The sequence below is a fragment of the Streptomyces sp. H39-C1 genome (genome assembly GCF_027158125.1).
In the GTDB taxonomy this organism is placed as follows: Bacteria; Actinomycetota; Actinomycetes; order Streptomycetales; family Streptomycetaceae; genus Actinacidiphila; species Actinacidiphila fildesensis.
This window is the reverse complement of the sequence record NZ_JAPVLS010000170.1, coordinates 1-7957: the sequence shown is the minus strand read 5'-3', so window position 1 is coordinate 7957 and position 7957 is coordinate 1. Positions and strand designations below refer to the sequence as shown.

Below are 7957 nucleotides of genomic sequence, written 5' to 3'. Positions count from 1 at the left end.
GGTAGGTGCCGGCCGTGACTTCTACCCAGGGCAGCATGCGCAGCAGCCAGCGGGAGGAGATTCCCGCCATCTGAGGTGCGGACTTGGTGGTGGTCGCCAGATTCCGGGCAGCAGCCGTATCAAGGCTGGTGTGCGCCGAGTTGTTGTCCGGGGCGCCCGGGGTGCTGAGAGCGGCGGCCTGGCCCGCATCAACCGACATGCGTATGTCCTTCGCATTAGGGGGTGGGGTATGCGGCCTCATTCTTTTTCGTCACCCTTCGCGCTGGGTATCGCTGAATCGAGTGAGAATGAATCGTAAAAACGCCAGAGTCGGGGAATGGGAACATATGACCGATGGGGACAGTGTCCGCATATGACAAGTTATGGTGCGGGCGGCCTTTGCGGCGGCCAACTGGCCCTTGCCGGGGCGGTGTTCCGATTCTGTCTGGGTGAGCACGGAGATGATCGGAATGGGTCCGGAAGGGCGTCATTTCCGCACTTCTTTGACGGATTCGGCGGCCTAGCAGGTCCGCCGCGTAATTTCCCGCCGAGCATCGAACTGATGCCTGGCGTCCGTGCTGCCGGACCGACCCCGGCCGGCCCCGCACCTCGGATATTTTTCCGTTCCCTTACTTGTTCGCGTACGTGTCCGCGGACGTGATCGCCTCGGCGACGGCCGCGGGGTGGTCGAGCATCACCAGGCGGCCGGCGGGGGCGGCGCGCGCTCGCGCAGGGCGGGCCCCGGAAGTCAGGGGCTGCGCGATGTGCCGGGCAGGGGTGGTGCGGGGGGCGTGGGGCCGGCCTACAGCGCTTCGACGACCGCGCCGCGGTCGGTGGCGGCAGCGGGCTGCGGGGGGATCGCCAGCGGCACGGTGGTCAGGGCCGCGGCCATCGCGGTCCGGCGTCCGCGGCGGAAGACATACGCGGCCAGCGCGCCGGTGCCCACCAGGGCGACCAGCGACATGAAGGTGCCGAGCCAGCTCGCGCCCAGCCACTCACCGCCGAGGTAGCCCAGACCCACGCTGTACGTCGCCCAGGCCACACCGGCCACGGCCGACCAGGGCAGGAACTCCTTGGGCCGGCGGTGCGCCACGCCCGCGCCGAGGCTGACCACGGAGCGGCCGGCCGGTGCGAAGCGGGCGAGCACGACGAGCGAGCCACCGCCCCTGGTCAGCACCTCTCCCAGTCGTTCCTGGGCGGTGGAGAGCCTGCGGGACTGTGCCATGCGGCGGTCGAACCAGTCACCGCCGCGCCAGGCCAGCCGGTAGGCGGCGATGTCGCCGAGGCAGGAGGCGATCGCGGCGCACACCAGGAGCGCGACCACGTCGAGCATGTCGCCGCCCGCACCGGTGGTGCCCGCGGTCGCCGCGCTTATCACCAGCACCCCGCTGGGCAGGATCGGCACGAACACATCGAGCAGCACGGACAGCGCGACGAGTACGTAGATCCATGGCCAGTCGAACAAGGAGCCCAGACCCTCGAGCACCGTGCCTCCCCGTCCGACATATTGCCTGTTGGCGTATGGGCGGATCTACATCCGCTCCCAGCCGTACAGCGTACGCCAGAGGGGGTGGCCGGCACCGGCGAGGGGTACGTGATGTTGTAGACACGGTGTGGGGAATATCCCGGACACCGCTTGCGGGGCGGGCGGAGAACCAGCTGATGGCGGTGTGCGCCGCCGCCCGGCCGCGCGCCGGCGGACGACGGATCGCACCGCTCATGTCCGCCGGTGTGTCGACGGCTCGAACGAGCCCTTCGGACCGGCCACCCGGAGGTCGAGCAGGCGGCCGCGCAGGGTCAGGGTCATCAGCTGGTTGCCGAACCAGGGGCCGCCCAGGCGCGTCCAGCGGATGACGGACGCGGGGAGCCGGCCGTGCCGGGCGAGGGCGCGGCCGATCCAGCGGCCCGGCCGGCTCCAGCCGACGCGGAAGCCCAGCCGTATCGCCGCGGGGACGCTGTTGTGGATCGGCGAGCAGGTGAGCTGGAGGACGCGGCTGCCCACCGGGCGCGGCCAGTGCGCCTCGGCGATGTACGCGTGGTGCACATCGCCGGACAGGACGCAGATGGTCGCGGGCGCCCGCGGCCCGCTGCCCACCTCGGCGAAGAGGCCGGCGAGCGCGTCGAAGGAGGTGCGGAACGCCGCCCAGTGCTCCAGGTCGGCCGCCTGCCGCAGCTTCTCGCCGCGCTCCGCCCACCGCGGGCCGCGCACCCCCCGGCAGAGCGCCGCGTCCCACTCCTCGGCGGCGTGCACGGCGTGCGGCAGCAGCCAGGGCAGCGAGCTGCCGACCAGGAGATGGTCGAACGAGCCGTCGGACAGCGCCTGTTCGCGCACCCACCGCCACTCGCCGTCGTCGAGCATCGAGCGCCGGTCCTCCTCCAGGACGCGGGCGGCCCGGGAGTCCACCATCAGCAGCCGGACGCGTCCGAAGTCGCGCCGGTAACTCCAGCGCACCGAAGCGGCGTCGGCGTCGGCGCGGGCGGCGAAGGCCCGGACGGCCTCGGTGCCGTCGGCGGCGGCGCGCACCGTGGCGAACAGCTCGTCGGCGGCCAGCTCGGCGGGGGAGAGGTTGCCCAGGTGCTGATGGACCCAGTACGACATCAGGCCGCCGAGGATGCGCTCCTGCCACCAGGGTGTGCCGCGGATCTGTCCGAGCCACGCCTCCGAGGTGTTCCAGTCGTCGATCACATCGTGGTCGTCGAAGATCATGCAGCTGGGGACGGTGGACAGCAGCCAGCGCACCTCGGGGTCGAGCCAGGATTCGTAGTAGAGGTGGGTGTACTCCTCGTAGTCCGCGACCTGGTCCCAGGGCGGATCGGAGAGGTCGCGGCGGCGGGCGAGCCAGCGGCGGGTGGCCGCCGAGGTCTCGTCCGCGTAGACCTGGTCACCCAGCAGGAGCAGCACGTCCGGGCGGGCGGCGCCGTCCCGCACGATCTCCTGGGCGAGGGAGTCGAGGGCGTCGGGGCCGACCGGGTCGCGGGTGTGGTGCGCGGGCGCCGCCCAGCGGCAGGAGCCGAAGGCCACCCGCAGCGGGGCGCTGCCGCCCGCGGCGGTATGGATGGTGCTGGGCGGGAACGGGGAGCCGGGCAGCGGCCACACCTGTCGGCCGTCGAGGTGCACGGCGTACGGCGTCCCGGCGCCGGGACGCAGCCCGGTGACGGTCACCAGCGCGTAGTGGTGCCCGGCGACCTGCCAGGTCCTGGCGGTCCCGCCGCCGTCCCCTTCGCAGGCGACGACCGCCTCGCACGGGCGGTCCGCCTCGATCCAGACGGTCGCGCTGTCCTCGCCCACGTACCGCAGCAGTGGACCCAAACGCAGCTCAGCCAAGGTGACCGGCCTCCCCTCCGTCGCCCAAGACTACGGACGACGGAGGGGAGGCGGGAGTTGTGCGTCAGGCCGTCAGCAGCCGTTGAGGATGGAGGTCAGGGCGCTCTTCTCCGCCGAGTCGACGGTCAGGGAGTACGAGTACTTCACCCAGACCCACATACGGGCGTAGGTGCAGTGGTACGAGGCCAGCGGCGGCAGCCACTGGGCCGGGTCCTTGTCGCCCTTGGCCTGGTTGACGTTGTCGGTGACGGCGAGCAGCTGGGAGTGGGTCAGGTCGTTGGCGAACGCCTGCCGCTGGGCGGTGGTCCAGCCGGCGGCGCCGGAGCGCCAGGCCTGGGCGAGCGGGACCATGTGGTCGATGTCGACGTCGGAGGCGGCGGTCCAGGTGGCGCCGTCGTAGGGGGAGTGCCAGGTGCCGCTGACGGCGGCACAGGAGGAGTCCTGGACGACGCCCGTCCCGTCGCGCTTGAGGACGACCTCCCGGGTGTTGCAGGCGCCGCTCTGGGTGATCCAGTGCGGGAACTTGTCGCGGCTGTAGCCGGTGGACGATCCCTCGGCCTGCACGGTGAGTGCGGCCAGTTCGGTGCGGGCGGTCGCGGCGCTCGGCGGCGTGGGGGGTGCGGCCTGGGCGGTGGTGGGGGCGACGAGCAGACCGAGTGCCGCGGCGATGGCGGCGAACGCGGTGAGCACGCTCACGCGTCGACGCGCGTAGACATTGCGTATCCGGGACATGCGAACTCCCTGTGGGGGTGAGGGTGGTTGCGGGCGTGTCCTAGGTCGTGCCGTCGCAGTCCCGTCTGGCCGGCGGGGCCTGGCACGCACGCTCGCGGCGTTGTCCTCGGTCGCCGATGCTCCGCATGGACTCCCTCCTCCGCCTTGCGATCGCACGCACCAGACCCCGCCGGCCCCGCCCTCCGGGCGGACGGCGCTACTTTGACGACACTCCCCGGCCCGGCGAGGGTGACGGGCCCGGGTAAGCGTGCCGGGTCCGGATTGCCTGCCGAGGTGCGGCAGGTTACAGGTTGGCGACATGGGCACGTCATGTCGAGGGGTGGCGCACCGTCAGTTCCGTTGGGTTCCCGTCGTACCCGCCTACAGTGACCCCGTGCTCGCCGTCGTGTCCGCCGCCACCACGTCCTCCGCCGGTACCGCGGCCGGCGCCACTCTCCCGGCCCTGACGTCCGCCGCCGCCACCTCACTGCTGCCCGTCGACCGCACCCTCGGCGTCGTGCTGGCCGTCCTGCTCGTGGTGGCCACCGGGGTCGCCGCGTACGCCCATCTCGCGGACGAGCGGGAGAACTACGCACGCGGGATCGCCGTCGCGGGGCTGCGCGCCGCGCTGCAGCTCGCGGTCGTCTCGCTGCTCATCGGCTGGGTCGTCCGCTATCTGCCGGCGCTGCTCGCCTTCGTCGGCGTCATGTACGCGGTCGCGGTGTGGACGGCGGGCCGCCGCATCACCGACGACCGCAGCTGGCGGTGGGCGGCCGTGCCGATCGGGGTGAGCGCGCTGCCGGTCGTCGCGCTCCTGGTGCTGACCGGCCTCGTGCCACTCGACGGCATCGCGCTGATCCCCGTCGCGGGCATTCTCATCGGGGGCGCGCTCACCGCGACGGTCCTCGGCGGGCGCCGCGCGCTGGAGGAACTGCACAGCCGGAACGGCGAGGTCGAGGCCGCCATGGCGCTGGGCTTCGAGGACCGGGACGCCCGGCTGGAGATCGCCAGGCCCGCCGCGTCCGGCGCGCTGGTGCCGGGGCTCGACCAGACGCGGACTGTGGGACTGGTCACGCTGCCGGGGGCCTTCGTCGGCATGCTGCTCGGCGGGGCATCACCCGTGATGGCGGGGGCCGTTCAGCTCTTCGTGCTGGTCGCGCTGCTGGTGGTGCAGGCGGTCGCGGTCTCGTCGGTCCTGGAGCTGGTGGCCAGGGGCCGGCTGACCCGTCGCGTAGAATAAGTGGCGCAGAAGGGGAGTAGCTCTTCGCCGGACCGTCGACATACTGCTCAGATCCTGAGCCGGCGCCCGGAGGCACGGTGGGTTTCCCACCGGGCCAGCGAGACCTTCGGCCGCAGCGTTTTCCATGGACGCTGTCGAGCCGAAGCGACCCCTTTTCCCGGCGCTCTCGGTGCGGCAGCCCGACCGATGAGGATCCCGCCCCGTGTTCAGCTTCACCGTCGCCGCCATCGTCTTCGGCGTCGTCTTCCTGGCAGAACTGCCCGACAAGACCGCGCTCGCCGGCCTCATGCTCGGCACCCGCTACCGCGCCTCGTACGTCTTCTGCGGTGTCGCCGCCGCCTTCGTCGTCCATGTCGGCCTGGCCATCGCGGCGGGCAGCGTACTGACCCTGCTCCCGCACCGCTGGGTGCAGGGCGTCGTCGGGCTGCTCTTCCTCGCGGGCGCGGCCATGCTGCTGTTCAAGAAGGACGATGACGAGGAGGGCGTCCGCGAACCCGCCGACCAGAGCTTCTGGAAGGTCGCGGGCACCGGCTTCATGCTCATCCTGGTCGCCGAGTTCGGCGATCTGACGCAGATCATGACCGCCAACCTCGCCGCCCGCTACGACGATCCGGTGGCCGTCGGCCTCGGCGCCGTTCTCGCGCTGTGGGCGGTCGCCGGGCTGGGGATCTTCGGCGGGCGGCTGCTGATGAAGCGGGTGCCGCTGGCGCTGATCACGAAGGTCGCCGCCGCCGTGATGGTGCTGCTCGCCGTGTTCAGCCTCTACGAGGCGATCGCGGGCTAGCGGGACGGGTGGGCGGCGCTCAGCCGATGTGGACCAGGAGGCCGCCGTCCGCGGTGGCCTCCACCCGCACCTGCTCCAGCGAGTCGACGTGCGCGGTGGGCGCGTGGACGGCGGCGCGCGGGCCCACGCCGATGACGCGCATCCCGGCGGCCTTCGCCGCGGCGATGCCGACCTCGGCGTCCTCGAACACGATGCAGTCCTCGGGGGCGAAGCCCAGCTCCGCGGCGCCCTTCAGGAAGCCCTCCGGGTCCGGCTTGCTCGCGCTCACCCGCTCCGCGGTCACCATGACCTCCGGCATCGGCAGCGCGGCGGCGCCCATCCTCGCGCGGGCCAGTGCCTCGTCGGCGGACGTCACCAGGGCGTGCGGCCGGCCGGCGAGCGACGCCAGGAAGGCGGGCGCGCCCGGGACGGGCACGACACCGTCGAGGTCGGCGGTCTCCTCGGCGAGCATCCGCCGGTTGTCGGCGAGGTTCTCCGCCATCGGGCGGTCCGGCAGCAGCACCGCCATGGTGGCGTGGCCCTGCCGTCCGTGCACGACCTGCAGCACCGCCTGCGCGTCCAGTCCCTGCGCCTCGGCCCAGCGGCGCCAGCAGCGCTCGACCACGGCGTCGGAGTTCACCAGGGTGCCGTCCATGTCGAGGAGCAGCGCTCGGGCGGTCAGGACGGACGGCGTGGACGGCATACGGACTCCTTAGAAGTACTCAGTGGCCCCGCCCGCCGGTCAGGGGAAACGGGCGGAGCCACTTTGTTTCTCTACGATACAAAACAAGGCCCCGGTTGGCCAGCGGCCCCCGTTCCTTGCCGCTGGAGGCCCGGAACGATGGCCTACGCCTCCTCGACGTACTGGAGCAGGCCCCAGGTGAAGTGGGCGATGCGGCGGGTGCCGGCCGAGGGATCGCCGAAGGCGAGCCGCCAGCGGGTGGGGGCGCTGCCTTCCAAGGGTGTCGCGGGCCGGAAGGCACGGGCGACCTCGTCGACGGTGCAGGACCACGGGACGAGGTCGTCGGGACTCTCCAGGACCGGGGCCGGGGCGCCCGGGGCGCGGATGAGCCACTCGTTCCACACCGCGCCGCCGCCGGGCGCGCACAGCACCTCGAAGCGCAGCTCGGGCCAGAGCGGTACGGGCCACAGCAGGGCCTCGCAGCTCAGATCCCCGATCCGGCGGACGATCGTGCTCTCGGGCGGGCCGAGCACGGCACGGTAGCGGCGTTCACCGCCCGGGGAGTGCCGCCCGTGCAGCCGCGCCTGCCAGCGGCGGTTCGCCTCCCGCAGCTCCGCGCGGGACGCGCCGAGCGTACGGAGCGCCTCCTCGACCAGCTCGGGCCGGTGGTCCGCCATCCGCCGCAGCAGGACGAGTTGGAACTGACCGGGCCCGAATTCCTCCATCGCCACGGCACGATCCTCGCAGACGCGGCTACCAGGAGGTCTGTCCCTCCAGCGCGGTCCGGGTCGCCGGGCCGTAGACACCCTCGGGATCGCTGGTGATCCCCATCCAGAACTGGAACGTCGCGACGGCGTCCCTGACCCCCGTGTCGAAGACGCCGTCCGCGCTGCCCATGTAGACGTAGGCGCGGCGCAGCCGCTGCTGGAGGTCCCTGACCTGGGTGCCGGTGTCACCCATGTGCAGCGCCGGCGTCGCGAGCGTCGGGTGGTTCGTGGGAGCGGGAGTGCTGCTCGGGGTCGCGTCGGGGCCGGGCACCACCGGGTCGCCCACCGGGGAAGGGGGCGCGGACGGGGTCGCCGACACCGGGGCGACGGTGGCCGGTGGAGTCGTCACCGGGGTGGACGGGGCACGGTGGGTCGCCGTCGGCGAGGCCGTGGGCGCCTTCCCGTGGGCGGCGGTCGGTGCCACGGCGGCCATCGCGTCGCTGGTGGGCAGGACGACGTCGGGGACGCTGCTGCTGTTGTCGGGCAGGGC

At 72.6% G+C, this 7957-nt stretch carries 8 protein-coding genes and 1 pseudogene; 2 read left to right on the top strand and 7 right to left on the bottom strand.

Going from position 1 to position 7957, the window contains the following annotated elements:
* The 4 genes and pseudogenes from O3W51_RS46315 to O3W51_RS46300 form a co-directional block, all read right to left on the bottom strand.
* A pseudogene (locus tag O3W51_RS46315) lies at positions 1 to 199 on the bottom strand (Crp/Fnr family transcriptional regulator); the annotation flags it as partial.
* Positions 200 to 781: 582 nt separating this feature from the next.
* Positions 782 to 1465: a DedA family protein gene (locus O3W51_RS46310; protein ID WP_164296685.1), complete on the bottom strand. Its 684-nt coding sequence runs from the start codon at positions 1463 to 1465 to the stop codon at positions 782 to 784.
* Positions 1466 to 1696: 231 nt separating this feature from the next.
* Complete coding sequence (locus O3W51_RS46305) at positions 1697 to 3304, bottom strand: alkaline phosphatase D family protein (protein WP_138357703.1); 1608 nt, start codon at positions 3302 to 3304, stop codon at positions 1697 to 1699.
* Positions 3305 to 3376: 72 nt separating this feature from the next.
* Complete coding sequence (locus O3W51_RS46300; RefSeq protein ID WP_138357708.1) at positions 3377 to 4027, bottom strand: HNH endonuclease family protein; 651 nt, start codon at positions 4025 to 4027, stop codon at positions 3377 to 3379.
* Positions 4028 to 4502: 475 nt separating this feature from the next.
* Here O3W51_RS46300 and O3W51_RS46295 point away from each other — a divergent pair, with 475 nt between their 5' ends.
* Both O3W51_RS46295 and O3W51_RS46290 read left to right on the top strand, forming a co-directional pair.
* Positions 4503 to 5255, top strand: a complete 753-nt coding sequence (locus tag O3W51_RS46295) for an ABC transporter permease (protein WP_232485469.1) — start codon at positions 4503 to 4505, stop codon at positions 5253 to 5255.
* A 202-nt stretch (positions 5256 to 5457) separates the two neighbouring features.
* Entirely contained in the window at positions 5458 to 6039 is a 582-nt protein-coding gene (locus O3W51_RS46290; protein ID WP_138357701.1) for a TMEM165/GDT1 family protein, read from the top strand.
* Between the two features lie 19 nt (positions 6040 to 6058).
* Here the strand turns inward: O3W51_RS46290 and O3W51_RS46285 are convergent, their stop codons facing one another.
* The 3 genes from O3W51_RS46285 to O3W51_RS46275 all read right to left on the bottom strand — a co-directional run.
* Positions 6059 to 6721: an HAD-IA family hydrolase gene (locus tag O3W51_RS46285; protein WP_138357700.1), complete on the bottom strand. Its 663-nt coding sequence runs from the start codon at positions 6719 to 6721 to the stop codon at positions 6059 to 6061.
* Between the two features lie 143 nt (positions 6722 to 6864).
* On the bottom strand, positions 6865 to 7425 hold the full coding sequence (locus tag O3W51_RS46280; RefSeq protein ID WP_138357707.1) for a hypothetical protein: 561 nt from the start codon (positions 7423 to 7425) through the stop codon (positions 6865 to 6867).
* 28 nt (positions 7426 to 7453) lie between these two features.
* The coding region (locus O3W51_RS46275) for a peptidoglycan-binding domain-containing protein (protein WP_269289995.1) at positions 7454 to 7957 on the bottom strand (504 nt) is incomplete at its 5' end.